The sequence below is a fragment of the Streptomyces sp. So13.3 genome (assembly GCF_005860785.2).
GTDB classification, from domain to species: Bacteria; Actinomycetota; Actinomycetes; order Streptomycetales; family Streptomycetaceae; genus Actinacidiphila; species Actinacidiphila fildesensis.
This window is the reverse complement of the sequence record NZ_CP048835.1, coordinates 7,541,539-7,565,487: the sequence shown is the minus strand read 5'-3', so window position 1 is coordinate 7,565,487 and position 23,949 is coordinate 7,541,539. Positions and strand designations below refer to the sequence as shown.

The 23,949-nt window shown below is 69.1% G+C and carries 18 protein-coding genes, 1 tRNA gene and 2 pseudogenes; 11 read left to right on the top strand and 10 right to left on the bottom strand.

The annotated features are described in order from the left end of the window. Positions 1-1,022: 1,022 nt before the first annotated feature. Together C8250_RS33895 and C8250_RS33890 are read left to right on the top strand one after the other, a co-directional pair. The gene (locus C8250_RS33895; RefSeq protein ID WP_187145081.1) at positions 1,023-2,129 is read left to right on the top strand and encodes a WD40 repeat domain-containing protein; all 1,107 of its coding nucleotides are present in this window, start codon (positions 1,023-1,025) and stop codon (positions 2,127-2,129) included. 1,280 nt (positions 2,130-3,409) lie between these two features. After that, a complete protein-coding gene (locus C8250_RS33890; protein WP_138353604.1) occupies positions 3,410-3,715 on the top strand; it encodes a chaplin in 306 nt (101 codons plus the stop codon). A gap of 172 nt (positions 3,716-3,887) precedes the next feature. Here the strand turns inward: C8250_RS33890 and C8250_RS33885 are convergent. Further along, positions 3,888-4,253: pseudogene (locus tag C8250_RS33885) on the bottom strand (transposase); the annotation flags it as partial. 248 nt (positions 4,254-4,501) lie between these two features. Here C8250_RS33885 and C8250_RS33880 point away from each other — a divergent pair. Then, a complete protein-coding gene (locus tag C8250_RS33880; protein ID WP_187145080.1) occupies positions 4,502-5,038 on the top strand; it encodes a DUF4383 domain-containing protein in 537 nt (178 codons plus the stop codon). Positions 5,039-5,310: 272 nt separating this feature from the next. Here the strand turns inward: C8250_RS33880 and C8250_RS33875 are convergent, their stop codons facing one another. From C8250_RS33875 to C8250_RS33840, 8 genes and pseudogenes are all read right to left on the bottom strand, one after another. After that, a complete protein-coding gene (locus tag C8250_RS33875; protein WP_187145079.1) occupies positions 5,311-6,732 on the bottom strand; it encodes a glycosyltransferase family 87 protein in 1,422 nt (473 codons plus the stop codon). A 78-nt stretch (positions 6,733-6,810) separates the two neighbouring features. Next, positions 6,811-7,482, bottom strand: coding sequence for a methyltransferase domain-containing protein (locus C8250_RS33870; RefSeq protein WP_244809893.1), 672 nt, complete (start codon positions 7,480-7,482; stop codon positions 6,811-6,813). 26 nt (positions 7,483-7,508) lie between these two features. After that, entirely contained in the window at positions 7,509-8,198 is a 690-nt protein-coding gene (locus C8250_RS33865; RefSeq protein ID WP_138359653.1) for a DUF2064 domain-containing protein, read from the bottom strand. Positions 8,199-8,212: 14 nt separating this feature from the next. Continuing rightward, positions 8,213-8,719 (bottom strand): annotated as a pseudogene (locus C8250_RS33860) (glycosyltransferase); the annotation flags it as partial. 204 nt (positions 8,720-8,923) lie between these two features. After that, on the bottom strand, positions 8,924-9,502 hold the full coding sequence (locus C8250_RS33855; protein ID WP_244809517.1) for a hypothetical protein: 579 nt from the start codon (positions 9,500-9,502) through the stop codon (positions 8,924-8,926). Further along, complete coding sequence (locus tag C8250_RS33850; protein ID WP_138359587.1) at positions 9,499-10,794, bottom strand: molybdopterin-dependent oxidoreductase; 1,296 nt, start codon at positions 10,792-10,794, stop codon at positions 9,499-9,501. The genes C8250_RS33855 and C8250_RS33850 overlap by 4 nt, the downstream gene beginning before the upstream one ends. A gap of 446 nt (positions 10,795-11,240) precedes the next feature. Beyond that, positions 11,241-13,058: a glycoside hydrolase family 15 protein gene (locus C8250_RS33845; RefSeq protein ID WP_187145076.1), complete on the bottom strand. Its 1,818-nt coding sequence runs from the start codon at positions 13,056-13,058 to the stop codon at positions 11,241-11,243. 500 nt (positions 13,059-13,558) lie between these two features. Further along, positions 13,559-13,948: a hypothetical protein gene (locus C8250_RS33840; RefSeq protein ID WP_138359619.1), complete on the bottom strand. Its 390-nt coding sequence runs from the start codon at positions 13,946-13,948 to the stop codon at positions 13,559-13,561. 446 nt (positions 13,949-14,394) lie between these two features. Between C8250_RS33840 and C8250_RS33835 the strand changes: the two genes are divergently transcribed. The 5 genes from C8250_RS33835 (at position 14,395) to C8250_RS33815 (ending at position 21,379) form a co-directional block, all read left to right on the top strand. Beyond that, positions 14,395-15,180 (top strand): ferritin-like domain-containing protein, encoded by a 786-nt coding sequence (locus C8250_RS33835; protein WP_187145075.1) that lies wholly within the window; start codon positions 14,395-14,397, stop codon positions 15,178-15,180. Continuing rightward, complete coding sequence (locus tag C8250_RS33830; RefSeq protein ID WP_244809514.1) at positions 15,177-15,977, top strand: ferritin-like domain-containing protein; 801 nt, start codon at positions 15,177-15,179, stop codon at positions 15,975-15,977. The genes C8250_RS33835 and C8250_RS33830 overlap by 4 nt, the downstream gene beginning before the upstream one ends. Before the next feature lie 111 nt (positions 15,978-16,088). Next, the gene (locus C8250_RS33825; protein ID WP_232486297.1) at positions 16,089-16,493 is read left to right on the top strand and encodes a cupredoxin domain-containing protein; all 405 of its coding nucleotides are present in this window, start codon (positions 16,089-16,091) and stop codon (positions 16,491-16,493) included. Positions 16,494-16,555: 62 nt separating this feature from the next. After that, the gene (locus C8250_RS33820; RefSeq protein WP_138359523.1) at positions 16,556-16,996 is read left to right on the top strand and encodes a hypothetical protein; all 441 of its coding nucleotides are present in this window, start codon (positions 16,556-16,558) and stop codon (positions 16,994-16,996) included. A gap of 3,165 nt (positions 16,997-20,161) precedes the next feature. After that, positions 20,162-21,379, top strand: coding sequence for a site-specific integrase (locus C8250_RS33815; RefSeq protein ID WP_187145074.1), 1,218 nt, complete (start codon positions 20,162-20,164; stop codon positions 21,377-21,379). Positions 21,380-21,576: 197 nt separating this feature from the next. Here C8250_RS33815 and C8250_RS33810 read toward each other — a convergent pair. After that, positions 21,577-21,650 (bottom strand) — tRNA-Pro (locus C8250_RS33810). 181 nt (positions 21,651-21,831) lie between these two features. Here C8250_RS33810 and C8250_RS33805 point away from each other — a divergent pair. From C8250_RS33805 to C8250_RS33795, 3 genes are all read left to right on the top strand, one after another. After that, a complete protein-coding gene (locus tag C8250_RS33805; RefSeq protein ID WP_138358286.1) occupies positions 21,832-22,122 on the top strand; it encodes a YiaA/YiaB family inner membrane protein in 291 nt (96 codons plus the stop codon). Between the two features lie 78 nt (positions 22,123-22,200). Beyond that, on the top strand, positions 22,201-23,046 hold the full coding sequence (locus C8250_RS33800; RefSeq protein WP_187145073.1) for a DUF1206 domain-containing protein: 846 nt from the start codon (positions 22,201-22,203) through the stop codon (positions 23,044-23,046). Between the two features lie 296 nt (positions 23,047-23,342). Then, entirely contained in the window at positions 23,343-23,804 is a 462-nt protein-coding gene (locus tag C8250_RS33795) for a hypothetical protein (protein WP_138358284.1), read from the top strand. Positions 23,805-23,949 lie beyond the last annotated feature (145 nt).

Genomic DNA, 23,949 nt, shown 5'->3' with positions numbered 1-23,949 from the left:
CTCCCCACCCGAACAGCCCAGCCCGCCCAGGCGGCAACCGGCTGACGCGGGCACTGTGCGCGCCGTGGCGGCTTGGCGCGCTGGCCGCCGGGGCATACGAAGTCGAGATGAGCCGGCCCCGGGAGGCGAAGCCCGGGGTCGACTCGCCCCCCGGCCCACCCGGCCGCTCCCTCACACCGGAGGAGAGCAGCTCAACCACCGGGACCATGCCCGGCACGACCATCACCGGACCACCGGGAGGGGGCCTGGGCAGGACGAATCAATGCCTGCACGGACCGCGGACGGCGGCCCTCAACGATCCGAACGAAAGCCCCGAGGAAACTGGCCGTGTGACGGCTACGCAATCCGATGGCCCGATTGCCGCGAAGGGGGCTCCCGTACGACCGGCCGGCCCAGCAGCCCGCAGTTGCCGGTAGGCATCGAGGCTGCCGACCGGTGCAGCGCGGTGCGGAAGCGGGGGTGAAAGGCCACCGCACCCTGCTGTAAGCCACGGGCAGCTGCTTGCCAGCATGACCCCCCGCACGGCCCACCCGACCCCGCACGACACGCCGCAGGACATCATGCGTTGCAGTTCTTCCAAACTCCCAGCAGGCGAAGCCTCGGGTTCCGTTCGCGACCTACCGGGCGTCCCCCGCACCAGCCCGTCCATCCAGTGGAGCACCAGCCAGCCACCCACCATGTCCCCAGTCGCTGAACAGGTCCACCCGGCCGCGTCCCACCACCCGTGACTGAGCAGCAGGTGCGTTGCCACCATGCTGGCCCCTGCCGTTCCGACCGCATCGGCCTGAGCGTGCCTCGGTCGGGGAGACCATGTGGGCAAGTCGCTCCCCGGGAGAGCTATTTGATGGAAAGCTTCCCCGGGAGGCACCGGTGGGTCGCTTCCTGGGCTTCTCCTTGTGGATTCTTTCGAGAACGGTCGTATGCTGATGGCTTCCTCCCAACCGCCAGGTCCGCAGCAGCCGACCGGTCCGGCGGGCCGCAACAACGACGGGGACGGTGCCGGGCAGGAGGGTCAGCCGCGCATGGCGGGATCCGTCCCGACTCGCCGCGGAATACGGCGCCGCACCGTCATACTCGCCGCTTCCGGAGCGGTGGCGGCAGCCGCGACGGCGGTCGCCGTGGTGGAGGTGACGCGGTCCTCCGGCTCGGACACGCAAGTACTGACCGGCCCCACCGGCTCCGTCTACGCGGTGGCGTTCAGCCCCGACGGCAAAACTCTCGCCAGCGGTAGCGGCAGCGACAGCAGCGAGGACAACGCCATCCGGCTGTGGGCGGTCTCCAGCGGACGCGGCATCGTCACCCAAACCGGCTTCCCCAGTTACCCCAACTACGTCCTTGCGGTGGCGTTCAGCCCCGATGGCAAAACTCTCGCCAGCGGTGGCGGCAACGACATCGACAAGGAGGCCGGGTACGCCGTGCGCCTGTGGGAGGTGGCGACCGGGAGCCTGAAAGCCACCCTCACCGGCCACAGCGGCAGGGTGACCTCGCTGGCCTTCAGCCCCGACGGCGCGACCCTGGCCAGCGGCAGCAGCGACACGACCGTCCGGCTGTGGGACACGACGCACGGACAGGTCACCGGCATCCTCGACCACCCCTATGCCACCGAGGTCAACGCCGTGGCATTCAGCCCTGACGGCAAAACACTCGCCAGCGGCGCCTACGCCAGCATCACGATGTGGGACGTTCAGAGCACCACACTCACCACCACCCTTTCCCTCCCGCAAACAGCCAAAGGACAGGAAGTCAGCTCGGTGGCGTTCAGCCCCGACAGCAAGATCCTGGCCAGCGCCGGGGGCGGCAACCGCGACACCGCCGACCACTCCATCCGGCTGTGGGACCTCTCCAGCGGACGCATCATCGCCACCCTCACCGCCCAACCCCCCACCAGCGCCGTCAATTCGATCGCGTTCAGCCCCGACGGCAAGACCCTGGCCAGCGGCAGCCGCACCCTCAGTCTGAGCAAGACCACCGACCACCCCGTTCAGCTTCGGGAGGTCTCCAGCGGACGCATCACCGACACCCTCACCGGCCACACCTCAGATATCAACGCGGTGGCATTCAGCCCCGACGGCAAGACACTCGCCAGCAGCAGCGACGACCACACCGTCCGCTTGTGGAAGCTCCAGTGAAGGCTCACCGACCACCGCGCAGTCCGCAGAGCCAGCCTGCGGTGGCCGAGAGCTGAGAAACGATGTGACGGTCCGGGACGGACCGTCACACACGGATGACCAACGGCCTGTCGAGGGCTTGCAGCCATCCGTGGGGCACGAAGCTGAACGGGGTGATGTGCTGCCACGACGGGGGATGGCAGTGCGGGCATCGCTTCGTACCATGGCGGGTCTTCTACACCTGCTGCGGCGTCCCCGCGCCTTTTTGCCCGCACTCTCCCCTTGCCTAGTCCGAGTGCCGGGTCACCTATGACCGGGACGCTTCCGACGGTGTGGATGGCGGGCGTGTTGGGCCTGGTGGCGATGAGAGCGCAGGGCTTTGGGGGGAAGAGGCGTTCTTCGTACCGGCCCAGGCCGAGGATGATGACGGGCAGCGATCAGGGGCGGCCCGGGGCCCGCCAGGACGAGTCGGCATCCTGGCAGGAACCTGGGGCGGCGGCAAAGACCGGGGCAGCGGCATGGCCAGTGCGGCATCTTCCCGCAGCGCTCCCGCGTGATAACGGACGCTCCGACTGGCCACACCATGCTTCGCCAACGCCTGCGGCAAAGGGCCACACGCGGTTGCCTCGAGCAGACGAACAGCCTGCTCACGTAGGGACGCGACGGCGGCGGTCTCTGTTTGCAACCGTGGCGCGATGGTGTCCAAGAGCGCCTCCAGCGCCGTATCGCCGACTGCGGCGCCGCGGTCCGCTTCATGGTGCACGCGATTTCTTCTGCCCCCGCCAGCCGAGGCCGTTCGGGCGGGCCCCTACGCGATCGGCGAGGAACCTCTATCGAATCCGGCGGCCGGCAGCAGTGACGAAACCAGAAGCACGAGCTCCGTCGGCGGCCGGAGAACGGGCTGGTTTCAACGCGTCCCCGCAGCGCGACACGGGCGCGAACGACTGGCCAACGGCTCGTCAAGCCCATCTCGAGACTGTCCGCTGGGCGCACGGGTCACCGCCCGTAGGGTTACGGACGATGCGGTCGGGCCTGGCAGGAAAGGGCGAAACCGCCAGGCCCGACCGGACCTCGATGTCGCACCCCATGAACGAGCAGCGCACGGTCCACGGCACGGGCGGCACCACCTCCGACCACCCGCATTCACCTGGACGGCCCCTGCCCCGCCAGCGTCCCGGGGCTGCGGCGCGTCATGCGGGCACTCGTTCGGCGGAACACCCGTGACCTGTGGCCAAGCAGGCCCGTTGGTGAAGAAACGCCGTGACCCTGCGGCGGACTCAACCCTCCCAAGGAGACTTTCGATGTCCCGTATTGCCAAGGCAGCCGCCATCACCGCCGCCGCCGGTGCCATCCTGGCCACCGGCGTCGGCATCGCCGCCGCCGACGCCGACGCCCAGGGCGCAGCCATCGGCTCCCCGGGTGTTCTGTCCGGCAACCTCCTCCAGGTCCCCATCCACGTGCCGATCAACGTATGCGGCAACACCGTCAACGTCGTCGGTCTCCTGAACCCGGCGTTCGGCAACGTCTGCCAGAACATCAGCAGCGATGACGACGACCACAGCGACAACAAGGGCGACTGGGCCAGCCACGACGGCTACAACCACTGACCACCGTCCCACCACCATCACCCGGGCCGCCGGAACCCGGACGCCAGCCCGCACGGAATCAGGGACAGCACACGCCCCAGACCCCGTGACGCGTCCCCCGGCGGCCCCGGGCTCGGGACTGTAAAACGTTCGGCTCTGTTCTGTAGTCGGTGGTGACGTCGGGTGCCTGTGTGCTCAGCAGGATGCGGTGGCGGAGGAGCTCGAATCGGGCACGGCCGTGCATCTGCCGATTGATCCGCTTGGTGTGGGTGTTGACGCCTTCGGTGCGGCCGTTGCTCCAGGGGAGGGTCAGGCCGGCGTTGACGGCGGCACGGTCGAGTTCCAGGTCGTTGCATAAGCTGCGCAGTTGAGGCAGGGCTGCGCAGCGGGCCTGGGCGATCCATTCGGTGAGTTTGGAGTCGTTGCCGCTGGCGGGTGTCAGCAGGGCGGCGAAGTCGCTGATGAGGGCGGTGAGCTGGGTCATCTCGGGGCAAACCGCAGTGAGGAGGCAGAGCAGATCGGTGTCCTTGGTCCGCAAGTGGTCGGGGTACCCGATCATCCCGGGGCCACCACGGCTCACTGACCGCCGTTTATGACCCAATTCTTACGGTTTCATATTTGATCATGCAGGGTCATCGTGGAGGGGTCATGGTGGAAGCAGCGGTCGACGCATGACCCCATCCGCAACATTGCCGTCGGCGCGCCGCGCCACAGCACCGTGCCCCGGCACTCGGAGCGAGGTGCGGTCGACGCCCCTGAGGGCCCGGCGGGCAGCCGCCAGCCCGAACGCAGTGTGTGGAGGTCATCGTGAAACTCAAGGACGAGATGCCCGTTGATCACCGGCTCCGCACGGTGTACCGGGTCGGTGCGGGCCTGTGCGGTGTGGTCCTGCTGGTGTTCGGGATCCTAGGGCTGGTGGACCAGTTGAAGTTCCTGGACACCACCGGCCGCATGGTGGCCGGCCTGTCGAGCAACGGCCTGCTCAGCGTCCTGTCCCTGGCCTTCGGCGCGATCCTCATCGGCGCGTCGGTCGTCGGCGGGAACATCGCCTCGACCATCGAGATCGCTGTCGGCTCCCTCTTCATCCTCAGCGGATTCGTCAACCTCGCACTACTCGACAGCTCCTTCAACTACCTGGCGTTCCGCATCCCCAACGTCCTGTTCAGCTTCGCCATGGGCCTGCTCGTCGCCACCTTCGGCATGTACGGACGCGTCAGCGGCAGCCTCCCGCACGACAACCCCTACTGGCAGCAACGCCACCCCGAGGCCACCCGAACCACTCCCGACCACCCGACCCCGGCCCTGCCCGGCGGCCGATCCCACCGCGCCCCCCGCCTGCCCTAATCTGTCGTCGCCATGGCCCCCGGGACGTCCCGTGCGGGTGACCAACGCCTGCTGCTGCCAGAGCAACCCTCCCCCCGCGCCCGGCAGCAGTAGTCGGCCCCCGGGGCTCACTTGACTCGTGCAGAGAAGGAGGCACTTCTACCGTACTGACCTTGTGAAGGCCCCGGTGTTCGGACGAGCCCTTCATTTACTGGCCCAATCTGCCTATCTGCAGTGACAGTTGACGGGCATCGATAGTCGCCGCCAAAGCAGCCCATCCGACTGTCCGAGAGTCAGAGAATCGACACAGTCACGGCACGGCCGGGAGCAGCGCGGTCAAGCTGGCCTCGATCAACTCGTGCTCTTAGGAGCGTGCCGGCGACAACCACCCCTGCGGCGATTCCGTAGGACCAGGGTTGGAGTAGTTCGCTGGGCAGTGCCATGGCGTTGCCGATGTAGAGCACGGTGCCCGCGAGGGGGACGGCGAGCCATTCCCAGCGGCCGTCGAGGGCGACCAGCGCGATCACCAGCAGGGCGTACCAGTAGTAGGAGGGCGAGGTCAGGAGCAGCGCGGTGCCGGTGACGAGCAGCGCGCCGCTCCACGGCCGGTCCGGGTCGCCGCGGCGCATGACGTAGAGGGCGGTCAGCGCGATCAGGGCCACCGCGACCGGGGCGGCGACGCCGTCCGGCAGGAACAGCCGCAGCAGCGCGAACCGTCGGACGCTGCCTGATTCGTACCCCTCCTCCTGCAGATAGCCGGGCAGGTAGCCGAGGACGCCGAAGCCGGAGGTCAGGATGTACGGCAGATAGGCGAGTGCGATCACCAGGACGGCGGGTACCAGGACGCGCGCGGCGTCGCGGGGGCTCCGGCGGGCGAGGGCGCCCGGCAGGACGACGGCGGGCAGCAGTTTGACGGCGATGGCCGCGCCGAGCAGCGCGCCGCGGCGCGGCAGGACGGACGTACCGAGCGCGAGCACGGTCAGCAGCACGCCGAGCGTGTCGATGTGCGCGTCGTTGACGGCCGCGAAGGACACCGCGGGACACCAGGCCCACAGCGCCGCGCGCCGTGGATCGCCGCGCCGCCGCAGGACGAGGAGCAGGGCGGCGGTGGTCCCGACGGTCAGCAGGGCGCCCGCGATCTGGGTCGGCTTGTGGCGGGCGCCGTCGGGGGACAGGGCGTGGACGGCGAGGAACCAGCCTTCCGCCACCGGTGGGTAGATGGTGTTCACGGCGGGCCGGTTGATCCGGGTGCAGTCCGCGCCGACTGCGCGCAGATCGGGTGCCGGGCAGTCGGGGCCCGGCGGGAAGAGCCAGCGGTCGCGCAGCCCGGCCAGTTCCGGCGCGGCGGGCGGGTGGGCGTACGGGGAGATGCCCGCGGCCTGCACCCTGCCGTCCCAGGCGTAGCGGTACATGTCGCTGCTGGTGCGCGGCGGCCCGCTCAGCGCCGCCAGCGACAGCGCGGCGCTGCCGGCGAGCACCAGGACCACGGCGGCGCGCACGGGCACCTTGCGGACGGCCCACACGGCTGCGGCGAACAGCACCCAGGCCGCCGCGTACCAGTACAGGAGGTGCCGCGGGTGCGCTTCGGAACCTCCGATGCGGATGGTGACGGCGACGACGGCGGTCAGCGCGGCGACGAGGACTGAGGTGCATACGGTGCGGACTCCCACACCGTCCACCGTGGCAGGTGCGGTGCCCTGTGCGGACTGCGACATGGCAGTGTCCTCAATCCGTAAGGGCTGATCAAGGGCAGGGATCCGATCGCTGGTCTCCAACCGGCTGGAGCGCATGGCTCACCTTCGGGCCAGTTCCGCGAAGTGGCGGCCGTCCACGGACCACTCCTCGACCGTCGTCCAGCCCGCGCCGTCCGCGGCGGATCGCAGCGCGGCCGCGCCCAGCCGGGCCCAGGGGAAGTCCCGGCCGTACCGGCCCCGGCCGTCCTCCACCCGTACGGTGAAGCGCTCGTCGACGTCGTAGGCCGCGGCCTCGACGAGCAACCGGCCACCGGGGGCGACCAGTTCGCCCACCCGTGCGAGTAGCGCCCGCGGGTCACCGCCGATGCCGACATTGCCGTCGATCAGCAGGGCGGTACCCCAGCGGCCTTCGGCGGGCAGCCGGTCGAAGACCGACCGGCACAGCACCGCTCCCCCGATGTCCCGGGTGCGGGCCACGGCCGCCGGGCTGACGTCCACGCCGAGGGCCGGTACTCCGGTGGCCGCGATCGCCGCCACCAGCCGGCCGGGACCGCAGCCGATGTCGAGCACCGGGCCGCGCCGGCACCGGAACAGCAGCGCGGTGTCGGCGGCGTCCGGCGCCGCGCACCACCGCTCCACGTCGAGGGGCAGCAGCCAGCCGTCGGCCCTGCGCAGGAAGAGCGGGCCCCGGCCGGAGCGGATCGCGTGCGCGTACGGGTCGTCGATCCAGGGCGCGGGGGCCGGGACGGGGGCACCGGTTCGCTGCGCGATCGTCGCGGTCGCGCCGTCCACCGGCGTCACAGGGCCTCCGTCCGGCCGGCATCGGCGTGTCCCGCCGGCATCGGCAGGATCCGCAGCGGCCCTGGCGGAAGGTCGGCCGCGCGCAGCGCGGCGGCGAAACGTGAGCCGGGTGCGCGGGCGGCGACCTCTGCGGCGTCGGCGGCGGTGTCCACGTCACGCAGCACCGGCAGGTCCCTGACGCGCAGCCCGGCGTCGGTGAGACGGGCGCGCTGGATCTCGCCCGTCCGGTCCGTCGACATCGGCACCCCGGGGAACAGCGTGGGATCCGGCTCGGCGAGGCCGACCGCCCAGAAGCCGCCGTCCTGCGCCGGGCCGAACCACGCGTCGCAGCCGAGCCAGGCGTCGGGCCGCAGCGCCGGCTCCAGCAGGGCCGGGGTGAGCTGCGGGGTGTCCATGCCGACCAGCAGCGTGGGCCCGGTACAGCCGGCGAACGCCGCCGCCAGCCGTTCGTCCAGACCGCCGGACACCTGCGGAACAACATCGAAGCCCGGCGGCAGCCACGGGCCGGGCGCGCCGTCCAGCACCAGCACCCGACGGCGGGCCGGGGCGCGCAGCACCGCGTCGAGGGTGTCGGCGAGCGCCGCCTCGGCCAGCGCCGCCGCCTGCCGCGGCGAGTACGGCGGGGTGAGCCGCGTCTTGACCCGTCCCGGTACCGGCTCCTTGGCGATCACCAGTAGCGTCGTCATGCCGGGAGCGCCGGTCATCGGGCGGCCTGACCGGCTCGAACGGCCTGGGCCGGCCGGACGGGCTGCGCGGGCTCGGTGACCGCGGGAATCCGGCCGTCCATTGGCGTGCCGACCGCAGGCTGCCGCAGCACGGCGCTCATGTCCCGGACCGCGTGCCAGGTCCCGCGCCAGGTGCCGGTCACTTTGGAGCGGCCGGTCCTGGGCGCGTACGGGACGTCGGTCTCGGCGATCCGCCAGCCGGCGTCGGCCGCGCGGACCAGCATTTCGAGCGGGTAGCCGGACCGGCGGTCGGCCAGTTCCAGGCCGAGCAGCGCGGTCCGCCGGGCGGCCCGCATCGGGCCGAGGTCGTGCAGCCGCAGACCGGTGCGGCGGCGGATGCGCCGGGCCAGTTCGAGGTTGGCGAGCCGGGCGTGCGGCGGCCAGGCGCCACGGGCGGTCGGCCTGCGGCGGCCGAGCACCAGGTCGAGATCACCCCGCAGCACCGGGTCCGCGACGGACGGCAGCAGGGCGGGGTCGAGCGAGGCTGCCACGCCGGACTGCTCGCCGCGACCGCCGACATCGTCTGCTTCTGCGACTGCGACGCTCTTCACCCTACGAAGCAGAAACCGACATCTATCCCATTTAACCCTTACGAAAATCAGACGTCCTCATTCCCCAGTTCTATAGGCCTGCTCCGGTCAGGTTGTTGTCGCAGGTCCGGTGTAGCCAGACGTGGTCACACCGTTTCAGGCTTCGTCATCCGGCGCCTTGTGCCCAGGTGGAGGTTGAGGACCTGGTCCGGCAGATGGAGAGCCAGTTGGCGGTGCGCCAGGATCCGTCTGCATCGGTGGCTGGGGGCGCGGGGTGCGTTGGCGCCACATGGAGGTAATCAGGCAGAGGGCTGAGGCGGCGAAGAGGGCGGCGGTGATGAGCAGCCAGCGGCCGAGGAATACGTCGGAGGGCAGGCCCGTAGCTAGGTGATAGCCGGGGACCTTGTTGAGGATCAGGGGGTACCAGGTGATCAGCAGGAGCAGTGCGACGAAGGTCGGCACGCGCAGGTAGTTGATCCACTGCTTTGGGGTGCGGTGGTGTTTCCCGGAACCGCCGCGGGAGCCCAGAAGGGCTTGTGTCGCACGGTCGGTGACGGTGTACAGGGGGAGCAGCACCAGATCGTGGATGAGGGCCGCTCCCACGAACCAGATCACGATGCGGAGGGTGTCACCTTCGAGGAGTCGGGTCCCTGCGTATGCGGTGAGGGCGAAGGAGCACAGGATGAGCAGCAGGTGCAGGGGGGAGGCGCCGTAGCGGGCGCGGACGCTTTTCACAGGGTGCTCCCGAAGGTGAGGCGGGTGACCCATTTGGTGTTGTGCACGCCGGGGTTGGCGGGGACGATGATGCGGGCGGGGTAGCCGTGGTCCGGGGTGAGATCGGCGCCGTTGACCCGCAGTGCCAGCAGCGACCGGGAGTCGCGGACCTGGTTGTCCCGCAACACCGTTGACCGGAAGGCGCCGCCACGCTGTACGGATTCCACCGCGACGCCCGGCGGGCTGGTGTGCAGGCCGACGAGCGCGGCCAGGTCAACAAGCCGCACGCCGGACCACTCCTGGTCGTCGGTGGACCACCCCTCCACGCACGCGATCGGCAGTGAGGCTCCGTGTTGTGGCAAAGCCAGGACCTGGGCTCGGGTGAGGACGATCTGCCGGGTGCCGGCGCGCACGGTCAATCGCCACTCCGGCCCGATGTCACGGGCCCGGATGCCGACGTCGGCCGCCGTCTTGTTGATCTGGAAGCCGCCTGGACCCGAGCCAGGGTTCGGGCCGCCGTGCGGGGCCAGCAGCGCGACGCGGCGCAGTGGCCCGCCGATGCTCTGCCCGGCCGTGACGACCAGCAGGGCCGCGGATCCCAGGCCCACCATCCCCAGCGCGCCGCGTCGCGACATCGTCGGCGGGGCCGGCCGCGGTGAGACCAGACCTGTCGCGTCCATGGGTTCGGGCTCGGCCCGCCCCAGGGGGGTGCGCAACTCTGTGCGCATCCGACGGCTGCGCAGGGCGCGGACCATGGCCGGAATGCGGAACGCGATGTGGACGACGAACGCGCCGATGAACACCCATGCTCCGTAGAAGTGCAGGGTGTAGAAGGAGCCGGGGAAGATGTAGTGCAGTTGGATGTTGAGGATGCCCGTGATGAACTCGAACAGTGCGCCGCCCACCAGGAGCAGCAGTGACAGGCGCTCCAGCGCGTGGCTGACCGAGCGCACCGGAGGCCACGAGAACAGCTTGGGGATCACCGACCACAGCTTGGCCAGCAGGATCGGGATCAGTACCACTCCCAGCGTGACGTGCACGCCTTGCAGGAGCCGGTAGAGCCAGTAGGGGTGGGTGGGCCAGGAGAACAAGTAGAACCCCAGAATCCCCTTGTCCGGGGTCTGGTCATTGACCGGCGACAAGTCCGGGTTGTACGCGGCGTAGGACAGCAGCCCGGTCAAGAACATCACCGTGATACCCACGAGCAGAATCAACCCGAACACCGACGTCAGCCACGGGCCGCGCAACGGGCTGCGCCAGAACCCCGGCCGGGCAGGACCCGGCGGCGGGCCCGCCGCCAACAACGCACGCAACCGACCAGGCCGCTCAGGCTTCGCCGCCGGGTTGGCACTGGCGGGGGAGGTATCGGGCTGCTGCGTAGCTTTGGGCGGGGGTTTCGCTGCTGGCTGCCCGGGGGTGCTGTCTGCCGGTGTGCTCGCCCCGTCCGCCGGAGGCTGCGGCTGCGGCTTGGGGGGTGGGCGGCGGGCGTCCTGTCCGTCGTCAGGGGCGTCCATCTCGGTTCCTTCCCAGTTACACACAGTGTCCGGGAAGACCGTACGTCGTAACCATTGGCGCACGGCGGTAGCGACTCCTTACGATTCGCGCCGTTCTGCCCGCAAAGGGCACCGGGTGCGTCACTGGCTGGGGCGCACTGCGGCGCCGATCGCCTGCAGGCCATAGAAGTGGTTTGTCGGCCACCGACCAGCGGCGGAGACTTACCCCGGCCTGTCGGGGAGCCACAAGAGCAGGGCACCGTCTGCTATCTCGGCGAGCTGCCTTCTGCTTCGTGGATGGCGCGGGCGGCGTTGACCAGGCCAATGTGGCTGAGGGCCTGCGGGTAGTTCCCAAGAGCCTCGCCCGTGGCGCTGGAGACTTCCTCAGCGAGTAGGCCCACATCGTTGGCTTGGGCCAGAGCTGTTTCGAACACCTGCCGTGCTCCGGAGACATCACCGCTGATCGCCAGGGCGTGGGCGAGCCAGAAAGTACACAACAGGAAAGTGCCCTCCTGCGTCGGCATGTCGTCCTTGAGGTAGCGATGTACCAGCCCCCGCGCGTCCGTGAGTTGCGATCGGATTGCTTCGACGGTTGACCGCACACGGGGGTCGTTGCCGGGAAGGAATCCCACCAGGGCCAGCACGAGGGCGGAGGCGTCCAGTTCCTCGCTGCCGAAGGATTGGGAGAACGCTCCCATCTGATCGTTCCAGCCCTCTCCCTCGATCGTGGTGCGGATCTCCTCCCGGATGGCCTTCCAGTCCTGGACGCGATCGGCTGCTTGCAGGGCCGGTGCCATGTCGATGGCACGGTCCAAGGCGACCCAGCACATGAGCTTGGAGTGCAGGAAGTGCCGGCTCGGTCCGCGCACCTCCCAGATGCCCTGATCGGGTTCGCTCCACCGGCGAGCCGCCGCCTCCACCGCCTGTACGAGAAATGTCCGGACCGGCAGGTCGAGCGGCATCTCATGGGGCAGGCACTGGTGGGCGGCGTCGAGGAGTTCGCCGTAGACGTCCAGCTGCCGCTGCCGCCAGGCGTCGTTGCCGGTACGCACCGGGGCGCTGTGGCGCCACCCGGTCAAGTGGGGCAGGGGCCGTTCGCTCAGGTCACGTTCGCCGCCGATGCCGTACATGACCTGTAGGTCCACGCCGCGCTGCAGCTGGGTGGCTGCGGCGCGGGCGAGGAAACCGAAGAAGGCGCCCTTCTCCTTGTCGCAGGATGCGGTGGCCAGGGCTTGGAGGGTGAAGCTGGCGTCGCGTACCCAGGTGTAGCGGTAGTCCCAGTTGCGGTCTCCGCCGATGCTCTCGGGGAGCGAGGTGGTGGCGGCCGCCACGATCGCCCCCGTCGGGGCGAAGGTGAGCGCCTGCAGTACCCGCCCGCTGTGCTCGACCTGCTCCTGCCACGGCCCGCGGTAAGCCTGGTGCAGCGCTGTCCAGGATCGCCAGCTGTTGGTGGTGTCCGCCAGGCGCCGTCGGATGCGTCGTCGGCTCCACGGTCTGGGCTCGTCGCCCCAGGCTGGGTGGGCGTGCAAGGCCATGTCGAGCCGGTCACCAGCTCGCATCATGATCTCGCAGCGGGCGGTGGACTGCTCGATCGCGAGTTCGATCGGTACAGACAGCATCAGGCTGTGGGAGCCACCGCGCGCGATAAGGCCTCCTTTGACCGGCGACATCAGAGGGTGGACCAGGCCGAATTCCGGCCGCGGCGCGTAACTGACCTCAACCACCACACTGCCCTCGCTGCAGGTGACCTGCCGCAGGAGCGCCCCGGGGGAGGCGCTGCCGAGCGCATGGCCTCGCTCTCTGCGTCCCACGGCGAGCGCATCCACCAGGACGACCGTCCCAGTACGGGTGCGGAATGTCGTCTCGAGCACCAGGGCGCCGTCCCGGTACCGCCGACTGACCTCGGTACTTCCACACGGACGAATGGACCAATGACCCGCATCGGTGTCAAGCAGGCGGGCGAAGACTGCCGGACTGTCGAAACGCGGCAGACACCACCAGTCCACTGACCCGTCCGAGCCCACCAGGGCGGCCGACCGGCAGTCCGACAGAACCGCGTAGTCATTGATCGGACGCTCACTCACCTGCAGCCTCCTGCGGTCGGGGGCCTTGGGAACATGCCAGTTGCCATCGGGATGGTCACTGAATCATGGTACGGACCATATGCAATCAATTCCGATATATAGCCGTAAAATTGCGCTGAGTGAGTCGCGCGTCCGAGCGTCAACTCGCCAGGGTCGGCGCGGGTCGAGCGGCATCGGCAACGATCTGCAAGTGGCCCAACGCTTGGCGGTAGGACCCAGTCCGTGATGCGGCAACTTCGGATGTTGCGCGAGGTCAGGACCTGCCGGCGCATCTGAGGCAGCGACTGCTGCAGAACCAGCGCGGCGCGGTCGTCGCCCACGCCGTCCGTCGTGACACGGACGCCGTCATCTGCCGGCTCCGCTTCCGCCTGGCCGCCCCGACGGAACGGTGAGCCAACGGCTCCGCATCCCGGCACGGGATGCGGAGCCGGCCGGAAACGCACGGGATGCGGGGAAGTCCGTCCCGGATCCGTTCGCACGGTTCGAACCGCCGCAGCGGCTCAGGCGGTCAGCAGGCCGAGGCCGACGAGCACGAAGAGCACTCCAATGCCGATACGCGCATTCGAGCCCGCGGCGGCCAGCGCCACCGGCAGGTGCGGCACCGTGGCCCGGGGAGTGATGGGACCGTGGATGAGGTGAGCGATCAGCATCGTGCATCCGGGCAGTGCCGCGGTTCGGTACCGCGCTGCGGCGAACACCGTGTGCAGGGCGGCCTGGGCGGCGAGCATCGCATCGCCGATCCCGGCCAGGGAGCGCTCCCTACCGGCCAGGATGCAGCCGGGTGCGAGAACCGCGACGAATCCCAGACCGCCAGCCCGGACCGGCGGCGGTGCACCCACTGCGAGGTCGTGCGCGGCGGCCGCCAACGTGGCACACGGCGCGGCGAACATGGCCGCCCGCAGGACCTCGACTGGAGCACGATCGCCCGTCGCGACGCCCGCGACTACGAACGCCTCCAGTGCACTGCAAGATGGTCCGACGAGATTTTACCCGTGCCACCGGAAAGAGATGGGAGTATATCTGTGCTTTCGGCAGTCTTGTAACCGCCGCAGCTGTTTCCGGCAGGGATGATCCGAAGACGCTCCCGCAATCGATGAAGCTCTCACCGGATTCGACTGCGCCGGTGGTATTGGATGCTCGTAGGCACCATCATGCCTTCATCAGTCTCGCTGTACCGGCCGGCATCGTCAGCTGATAGTAGACGCGTTCACCCGTGAGGATGATCCCTTCGCCCGTTTGCGTGGCGGACGGCAATCCAAGCGGCTTGCGGCACCGAAGGTTGGGTGGGAGCGCCTGCGATCGCGCCGGTGCCGTGAGATGTGAGAGATGGGGCGTGATGGGCGTAGAGCGCATCGACACCCGGCTGCTGGAAGAGCTCACCGAGCAGTCACAGGACCTGAACAGCGACGCGCTGCGGATCACCGGCAGTGCGTTGGACGACTTCGCCGATGTCACCGCACCCCGGTCGCGTCGTTGGTGGCAGCGGTCGGGGACGCTCGCCGGTGTGGCGGGGGCAGCGGCAGTGCTGTCCTCCGTGCGGGCCTCGGCCACCACCGCGGACGACATCATGGCGCTGCAGACCGCGGCGTCTCTGGAGAATCTGGCCATCAGCGTCTACCAGACCGCTGCGGGGCTGCCGTTCATCAAGGACGGCAACAAGACGGTCGCGGCGTTCATCGCCAAGACCACCACCCAGCACCAGGCCCACGCCAAGGCGTTCAACGCCGCCGCCACCCAGGCGGGCGGCAAGGCCCAGACCGGCCCGGACCCCAAGTACGCGGCCGTGGTCAAGGAAGCCCTGCCCACCATCAAAACTCCGGCCGACGTGGTCGCGCTGGCGATCACGCTGGAGGACGTCGCCGCCCAGACCTACACCAAGAACGTCGGCCAGGTCAGCGACGCACAACTGCGCAAGCTCTTCGCCTCGGTCGCCCCGGTCGAGGCTCAGCACCGTGCGACACTGCTGGCCGTCCAGGCGCTGCTGGCCGGAAACCTCCCCGACCTCATCGCCATCCCCACGGACGCGGCCAAACTGCCCGCCGCCGCCGGCAGCGTCGGGTTCCCCGACGCCTTCTACCCGACCAAGAACGCCTCGCCGATCTCCGAAGGAGCCGTGAAGTGAGCACTGCACACGACGGCTGGGAACTGCAGATCAGCGAGCAGCAACTCACCCGACTGACCCGCGACATGGACGAAGCCCACCGCGAGACGCTGCCCGCCATGCGGGCCGGCGCCGTCGACCTGGCCGAGGAGATCCGCACAGCGGAGCGAACGAACCTGGGGCGCCGCCGCTTCCTGCTCGGCGCCGGAGGTGTCGCGGCCGCCATGGCCCTGGCGGCCTGCTCCAGCAGCGACAAGAAGTCTGGCTCGTCGGCGTCGCCGTCGTCCTCCGGAGCGGCATCCGGCAGCGGCCAGTACACCGGGGACCTGAAGGTCGTCGCGCTGGCCACCGCGCTGGAGAACCAGGCCGTGGGCGCCTACCAAGCGACCCTGGCCGCAGCCAAGGCGGGCAAGCTCGGCACCGTGCCCCCCGCGGTGGCGACGTTCGTCACCACCGCGATGGCCCAGCACGCCGACCACGCCAAAGCCTGGAACGCGGTCCTGACCGGCGCCGGCAAGCCCGCCATCACCAACGTCCCCCTGTCCAACCAGGCAGACGTCACCGCCGCCCTCGGCAAGGCCACCGACGTGGGCGCCGTCGCCAAACTGGCCCTGCAGTTGGAGGACCAGGCCGCGCAGACGTACCTGTTCGCGACCTACAACGTCACCAGCCCCGCCGGGATCAGCACCGCCGCCACCATCGCCCCCGTCGAGGCGATGCACGCCGCGATCCTGCACTACGTTCTGGGCCAGTACCCCGTCCCGGACGACTTCCTGCCCGTCGACAAGGCCGCCAGCACCACCCTGCTGACGATCTGATCCTGCGTGGTGCGCCCCGGACCCCTTGACTCTCGGAGTCCGGGGCGCACCACCTCCCCGGTATCGCTATTCCTGTGTCGAGTGCTCCTGTCGAATGGATGGGTCCCATAGATGATGACCAACCGAGTACGACCCCACCGTGGACGCCTGGGCGCCGCGAGCGTCATCTGCGCGCTGCTCGCACTGACGGGCTGCTCCAGTAGCAGCGGATCGTCCTCCTCGACGGCGCCGGCCTCAACTCCCGCGGGAACCACCGCAAGCGGGGCAGGACGCATCGTCATCAAGGACTTCCTGTTCAGCCCAGCCGCGCTGACAGTCGCACCGGGCACGGTGGTCACGGTGCTCAACGAGGACAAGACCCCGCACACCGCCACAGCCACCGACGGCAAGGCGTTCGACACCGGCACGATCGCCGGCGGCAAGTCCGCAACGTTCAAAGCCCCCGCGACAGCGGGGAACTACAGCTACATCTGCAACATCCACCAATACATGAAGGGCACCCTCACCGTCCGCTGAGCCGGGCCGGGCCGGACCAGGGTATGGCCGGCTATCGCCTCAGAACACAAGGAGTCGGAACCATGGCATCTGCCGCAACGTCCGGCAACGCTCTCCGCATCGCTGGCTGGGTATGCCGGGTCGCCGCCGCAGCGGGCCTGGCCATCGACGCCTACATCCACGCCAAGCTCGCCGATCAGTACGACGCAGTCAGCGCCACGATCAGCCAGGGCGCCCTGTTCCGCGTCGAAGCGGGCCTGGCGTCCCTGGCGGCTCTGCTGATCGTCGCCTGGCGCCGGCCGCTGGGTGACGCCTTCGGCTGGCTCGTCGCGGCAGGCGGACTCGCAGCGATCCTGCTGTACCGCTACGTCGACGTCGGGGCCCTCGGCCCGCTCCCCGACATGTACGAACCCATCTGGTCCACCGACAAGAAGCTCAGCGTCGCCGCCCAAATCCTCGCCATCATCACCACCACCGCACTCCTGATGACGCGTCACACCCGGCGAATCAGCACACCGAAGTAGACGGCGAACGGCCACTGGGGCCTGGGGCCTGCTCGTACGGGTCAAGAGTCGCTATCCCGGACCGGTTCCCTACCTTGACGGTTCGTGACGCACTGGCTTCACTGGCGATACAGGCATGTCTGTCGAGGAGGCCCCATGACGCATCTCCCGCACAGCACCGCCCCGTCCACCTCCATCCGCACGCAACCTGCTCGGCTGCCGGTCCTGCGCACCTGCGGTTGCAGCGCCAGTTGCGGGTGCGGCTGCCAGTCCGGCGGCCCGTGCCAGTGCGGCGGCTATCACTAGAACCCCGGCCGCTGCCTGCCAGGCTCCACGGCGGAGGATCAGTTCCTCGCCCTGATCCCGGCCCGACCAGCACTTAAGCGCGGACAGTAGCCGGTGGTCCGGCTCTCTGGGTGAGCCACCAAGGAGCCGGAGCTGCCCGGGTGAGCGGCGACGCACGACCGGCACTGGACTTGGACTACGGAATCCCCTCCACCGTCACCGTATGGTCGTCGACTGCAGTATGGCGCTCTTGGCGGTCGGCGATTTCACCAATTCTCATACTGGCACTAATGGGCGTTTCCGTGGGCGGCGACAGCGCTGCCGCTCAGCAGCACGAAATCAATGCCGGACCTGCGGAGTGGCTTTCGCCGCCAGCCCGTGGTGTGGTGCCCTTCAATGGAGTCTTCCATTAGTCCGGAGCACGTGGACCTCTCCAAACTGCTCCGCCATGTCCCCGGTCCTCTTCCGCGGTCTCCTCATAAGCATCTCCACGCTCTACCTAGAGGCCCTGCCTCTTGGCGCGGCTCAATGTTTGAAATGGGGAGAATCTGTCTATGGAGCATCAAGGCTGCGCCTGGCTGCCACCTCCACACCCTGAGATGGCTGGTCGCAGTATCACTCACCCCACGTCGGGATCTTGGCGGCTGCCCGACTGAGGTGTGAGGTGCACGCAGGCCGAGCGGGGGCGCTGGGTAGCGGAAGTCTCTGCCCGCCGCCTCCGCCACGGTCGGGTTCGGATGGCCTTGACCGCGTCGTGGCAACGGGGGGTAACGGTGCGGGTCGCCTGCGGCGCCGCCCTTCCCAGGCAGCGGGAAGAGCAGACAGTGCATCAGCCAGACCCCCCTGGACGGGCCGGAACACGATCCGGCGAGCAGCCGATCATCTGCGGGGCGGGCCCGCACGCCGCACCGCCGTGCGACCCGATCCGACCACCCGCCACGGGCGCGACATGAGTTGTCCTAGCCGTCCTGGCCGGTGCCGTGCATGTCGCCGCCCTGATGGTGGCCCTCGCCTCACTGACGCTCGGTACCACGGTCGCCCTGGCTGCCCGTCTGGTAGCCGGAGCTATTCCCGCAACGATTGGCGAACGCCAGTCACTCGACATCTAGGCTCCGCCGCCCTCGCTGGAAACGGGGCCGTTCGACGAGCCCGTCCTGCCCTATAGAACCGAAAGGCACCCGTCAGCAGTGGAAGTCCCCCTGGGACTTTCCTGGGACTTCTGGCCTCATCAACCGGCACGAACGTGAAATAGCCGAAAGGTCATTCGCGCAGGTCAGTGGCCATCAGCCGCTCATCGTGGCAGGTCACCGCGCTCCCAAGTCTCTTCCGCGACATCTGACCGGGCGAATGCCGACATCTCTTCTGGGCGCTTACGCAATGCGAATCGGCACGACTCACACACCCGTACTGCCAGACGGGGCAGGCGATCCTCCTACGGCAGACCATCTGGGGAGAATCCGGGGAGTGCGAGCGGCCCTGGGGAGCGCGTAGGGAGAATTAGCTGCACAACCGGGCACGAGTCTGAAAGATCCAGAAAGACGGATCCGCCCAGGCCAGAGCCCTGTTCAGCGTCATCACTCCAGGTCAAAGCCGTCAGCTGGACAACTTCACGACGTACGTCCCGAGGTCTCCCTCTGGCACGGACCCCTCTCGTGTGGGGCCGCCAGACGGGCGAGGGCCCGGGTCCGGAGGACGGCAAGATCCTCGATGGCGCTGTTCAATTGGGCGAGCGAGTCGGACCTTGAGCTTCTTCACCTCCCTTTGAGCCGCGATCTGGGCGTCTCTCGAGTCGGGAGAGTCTCCGGCGGCCTGGAGCGACTGCAGGCGCTGTATGGACTCGTTGCGAAGGTGGGCATTGGGGTGGGCGCCGTCGAAGACGGTGCGTCGACAGCGGCTTCGCGGCGATGATCTTGATGTCGCATTTGCCGCCGTTCGGATTTTCGCCCCACGCAGGAGCCAGCTGGTCCATCGTGGCCCGGACGCGGTTTTCGTTCCGGCCCGTTGCGGTGCAGTGATCCTCAGGCGGAGTCCTCCTCGGACTGTTCGGCAGCCCGTACCGGCGGCAGCACAGCAGCGGCCGTGATGGCCGATGCCTCTTCCGCGCCCCAGGACAGTCCACGAGGTGCCGTGCGACCTCGGCCGTCCCCTGAACTGTGGCGGCTCGCTCGTGTAGTTGTGCGCCCAACCCCTTCGAGGCAGCGCAACATAGCCGGGGATCGCCGGTTAGCCAAACCGGTGATACTGCGGATCATTAGTGGTTCGACGCCACTCAACCTCGCAAGGACTCCGACGACGCCCCTAAACACGGAGTGCAGTCAGTAGCACCTACACCATGCCCACGGCGGCGAGAGCGGTTCCGGAAGCAATCGAGGAATCCAGAGAAGTGCGACCAGCAATAACTGAAGCAAACTTTTCCTCGGGCCTTTCTTGGAACTGTTAAGGGGGCGCTGGCCGGTACCGGTGTTCTCCGTTGGAGAACTAGCAACGATTGGGCTGGACTTCGCGCGCCTTCTGTTTAATGTTGTGTCTTGCCCGAGCAGAGCCCGGCGCCCTGAACACTTCTCCTCCCCGCAGCATCCCGAAATCCGCGTCCGGTTGCCAAACCCAACCCTGCCCTCCAACCCCCGGGAAGTCCATGCACCCTAAAGCACCGACGACCGAAAATGTCCGTTCCATGAATATCGAGCCATCGCCCGTCCCACTGGCCGGGGGGTGGTACACGACCGGGGAGATAGCGCGTCTGCTGCGGGTCGACGCCTCCTCGGTCCGTCGATGGAGGACTGCCCGGCCCCCGCAGGGACCGCCTTTCGTTCGCCTGTCGGAGCGGGTGGTGATGTACGGCGCCGGCGATGTCGAACGGTGGCTGGCTGGTCGCCGCATCGACCCCGCGCAGGCGGTCTGATGCCCTACATAGAGCAATTGCCGATCGCCGTGGCGTTGTCGGCCGATATCGAGCACCGTGCGAACCGGCCGTTTCCCTACCGGGCGCGCGTGCGCTGGACCGATCCCCATACCGGCAAACGCCGGTCCCTGTCGGAAGCCCGGGCCAGTGCCGAGGAAGCCCAGGAGTGGATCGACGCGCTGTTGGCCGCAGCCCTGCGCGGGATCGACCCGACCCGGTCCAATCAGTCGCTGGCCGACTTCGGGAACGCCAACATGCCGCTCGCCCTGCGCGGCTTGGAGGCCAAGACCACCGACCCCTATCTGGCGGGGTGGCGACTACGAGTGGTGCCCAGCCTGGGCCACATCCCGGTCGCGATGATCAGCAACGGTGCGGTGGACCGCAGCGTGTACGGGTGGATCGCGGACGAGTGCGGGCGCTCCACGGTCAAGAACAGCCTGGCAGTCCTGGTGCGGGTGATGGAGCAGGCCGTGCGGGACGGCATCATCGCGCGCAACCCCGCGCGCATCGTGGGCTGGCAGTCGGCCTACAAGCAGGCCGAGGACGAACTCGACGACCCCCGCACCTTGGCCCTGCCCGACTGGGCGGCGCTCACCGCCCTGGCCGCGGCGCTGGTGGCACGTTCCCACGGGAACTTCGCCGGATGGGGCAGCGTGGTGATCTTCATGGCCTGCACCGCCGCCCGCATCGGCGAGGCATCCGGCGTGCGGGTCAAGGACATCGACCCGGTCAACTGGATCTGGACCGTGCGCCGCCAGACCACCCCCTCCCCCGGCGGGCTCGCCGACAAAGGCACCAAGGGCAAAGCGGCCCGCCGCGTCCCCCTCATCGAAGAAGTACGGCCCCTGATCGCGCAACGCCTGCTGGCCGCCGGCCCCGACCCCGACGCCCGGCTGTTCACCGGCCCGCGCGGCGGACGCATCACCACCGCCGTCCTGCGCGATGCCACCCACTGGGACGCGGTCGTCAGCTCCTTGGGTCACGAAAAGCTGCGCCGTCACAGCCTGCGCCACACCGGGCTGACGTGGATGGCCGACGCCGGGGTGCCACTGCACGTCCTGCGGCTCATCGCCGGCCACGGCTCGCTGCTCACCACCCAGCCCTACCTCCACCCCGACCTACAAGCCATCGTCGCCGCCGGACGATCGCTCAGCGCCCACCTGGCCGGAGCGCCCGGGCCCTCGGACCCGCTCGCCGCGACCCTGCGGGTCTTGTAGAAACCGGACAATGCAGGAGCAACCATTCGCGATCATGGCCCCCAAGCAAACAGGGCCTGATCAGGGGTTTCTTCCTCAGCACCGTCCCCAGCTGGTCCCCAAGCATCTGATGGGCTGTCACTTTGACGCCTAGTCAGAGCAATGCAAAAGGCCCGCTGACCTGGGATTTCTCCCAGCCAGCGGGCCTTTCAGCACCGTCGGGACGACAGGATTTGAACCTGCGACCCCTTGACCCCCAGTCAAGTGCGCTACCAAGCTGCGCCACGTCCCGGTGCTCGGTCGTTCTGGGGTTGTTTCCCCGGGCTGACCGCGCATGAGAACAATACCGCACTTGGGGCGGTGTCTGCTCACGCCTTTGGGTCGGTGGGGCGATCTTGGTGGGGAGGGGGGTGGGGGGAAGTTTGAGTAGGTGTACTCATGTGGCGTGGGCCACAGTTGTTCAGGCTGGGGGCATGACGAATCCGATTCAGCAGCAGACGACGGCGGCGTACTTCGCGCAGGCGGCCATTTCGTTCGGGATCGCGCTGGGGAGCATGGGGCTGGGGGTGGCGTACCTGCCGGTCGGGGCTTGGGTGCGGGCGTTTCTGGGGGTGGGGCTGATGTATTTGGTGACCTCGGCGTTCACGCTGGCCAAGTGTGTGCGGGACCGGCAGGAGGTGGGGCAGGTGGTCAGCCGGGTGGATCAGGCGCGGCTGGACAAGCTGCTCGCGGAGCATGATCCGTTCCGGGTGGACGGTGTCTGAGGCCGGGCCGCCGCGGGCGGGCGGGCGTTTCCGGGGTGGGGGCCGGGGCAGACGCCCGTCCGACGAGGGAGGTCGGGCGTGGATGCTTCGATACGGCGGGCCAGGACTGCGGGCCGGGCCGCGGCAGGCGGTAGTGCGGTCGAGTGGGCGGCACGGTGGGGGATCGCCACGCGCGGCGTGATCTACGTACTGATCGGCGCGCTGGCGATCCAGGTCGCCTTGGGTGGGAACGGGAAGCAGGCCGACCGCGGCGGCGCCGTCGAGCAGATCGCCGGGCAGCCGTTCGGCAAGGTCATGGTGTGGGTGGTCGGGCTCGGGCTGGTGGGCATGGCGCTGTGGCGGCTGTCCGAGGCGCTCTTCGGGGCCGCCGGGCCCGACGGGCACAAGACGTCGAAGCGGCTCGCCTCGGGCGGGCGCTTCGTGTTCTACGGGCTGGCCGCGTATTCGGTGATCGCTTTCGCGCTGGCGAGGACCGCCTCCGAGGGCGCAAGCCAGGGCGGATCGAGCGACCGGCAGTCGAAGGACTGGACGGCGAAGGTGCTGGACCTGCCCCTGGGCCAGTGGCTGGTGGGCATCGCCGGGGTGGCGCTCGCCGCGGCCGGTCTGTGGATCGTGGTCCGGGCCTGGCAGCGGAAGTTCCGTAAGCATCTGAAGGTCGGCGAGATGTCCCGGCGGACGCGTCAGGTGGTCGAGTTCCTGGGGGTCGCCGGCGGGGTCTGCCGGGGCGTCGTCTTCGCGACGGCCGGCGGGTTCGCCGTGGCGGCGGCCGTGAAGTACGACCCGGACCAGGCCAAGGGGCTCGACGACACGCTGCGGTCCTTCCGGGAGACGCCGGCCGGGCCCTGGCTCCTGGTGGCCATCGCGGTGGGGCTCGCCCTCTTCGGCGCGTTCTCGTTCGCCATGGCGCGGTGGCGCAAGCTCTGACGAATGTCCTAGAGATATCGGACAGGCGTCCGGCCGATCTCCGATCGGCCTTCGCAGGTCTCTGAACTGCTGTGATCTGTATTCGGCCCCTGGCTGCGACCCGGTGCGGGCTTCCGCACCGGGTCGCTTCTGCGTTCGCCGCCTGACCAAGGTGTACCTCTCGTGGCTGACGACCGTCAGTCTCAAGAGGGGGGTTCCAACCCTTCTCGCGGGCGATCCGTTGGCGGTTCGCGGCCGCCAGGATGGGCAGGAAGAGCCCGATACCCAGGGCGTCACCCAGGGAAGGACCCCGCCGCATGGCCACCAAGAAGCCCGTCGTCCTCGGACTCGCCGTCGGCGGCCTCGGCCTCCTCGTGGCGGCGGCGCTCACCATGCCGCAGGTTGTGGACTGGTACCAGGGGCGCCACCTGGCGGAGGCCGAGTACTCCTCGGGCAGCGAGGCCAAGAAGTCCCGGGACTCGGTTCCGCGCTGGCTGCCGGACGAGGCGACGGCCGTGAAGTACCGGATGTCGACCACGGGCGGCGACCGGCTGCTGAAGGCGACGCTCGCCGACGGGAAGCTGCCGGCGGGCTGCAAGCAAGGCGCGGGCAGCGGGCGGGCGCACCTCAGGGCCGACTGGTTCCCGAAGGGCACGGACAAGGAGGGGACCGCGGCGTGCGGGGCCTACAACGTGGTGCTCAAGGGCACCGATCTGTATGCCTGGCAGGACCACGCCGATTGGGTGAAGGCGAACCAGGCGGGCACCGACGCGCCGTAATCAGACCGTATAGGGCGGAGACTTTCTGTTTGCGTCGGTATGTTCCGGGCCATGCGGCCGCTGCCGGGACGGCTGCAACACCCGAGGCGTTCCCGACGAGACGCGCACTGGCCGTGGGTCGGGTGAGCTGGACTTCGCCGGTGGC